The organism is Gracilimonas sp., assembly GCF_031581265.1.
Lineage (GTDB): Bacteria > Bacteroidota > Rhodothermia > Balneolales > Balneolaceae > Gracilimonas.
Genome location: NZ_JAVLBQ010000070.1, coordinates 1 through 562, shown reverse-complemented (window position 1 = coordinate 562; position 562 = coordinate 1). Strand labels below are relative to the sequence as shown.

Sequence of the window (562 nt, the reverse complement as noted above, 5' to 3'; positions counted from 1 at the left end):
AGTATCGAGTTGTATTTAGCGATGCGCCGTTACAACAAAGATGCAATCTTCCTGCAATACCATAATGAGCCGCATCATCTCCAAAAATTTCCTAACAAACTGGATTACGCCATTCGCATGAAAGAGTATTTTGATTATTATTTGAAAGGTGAAGCCGAGCCGGAATGGATTTTGGAAGGGGAGGCTTATCAGGGAAATTAGAAATGTTAAATGCTAAATGTTGAATTGAGTTTTAAGCCAATTCAACATTTAAAATTTAGAATTTAACATTCCCATCCCATTCAGATAGAAATTTTTCCACAAAATTTTCCATAAAACGGTGGCGTTCTTCAGCAAGCTTACGTCCGGATGAGGTATTCATTCGGTCTTTAAGCAGAAACAGTTTTTCGTAGAAATGATTGAGCGTAGGGCCGGTGCTCTTTTTATACTCTTCAAACGAATCGTGGTTTTCGGGCGGAATGTTTGGATTGTGCAATTCGCGGCCTTTGTGTCCGCCATAAGCAAAAGCACGAGCTATGCCAATAGCTCCGAGTGCATCCAGCCGGTCAGCATCTTGTACCAC

1 protein-coding gene and 1 pseudogene are annotated in these 562 nt (G+C 40.9%); one reads left to right on the top strand and one right to left on the bottom strand.

The features are described 5' to 3' along the window. Positions 1–201, top strand: a pseudogene (locus RI561_RS13785) (hypothetical protein); the annotation flags it as partial. Positions 202–256: 55 nt separating this feature from the next. Here RI561_RS13785 and RI561_RS13780 read toward each other — a convergent pair. Next, the coding region (locus RI561_RS13780; RefSeq protein WP_395080824.1) for an HD domain-containing protein at positions 257–562 on the bottom strand (306 nt) is incomplete at its 5' end.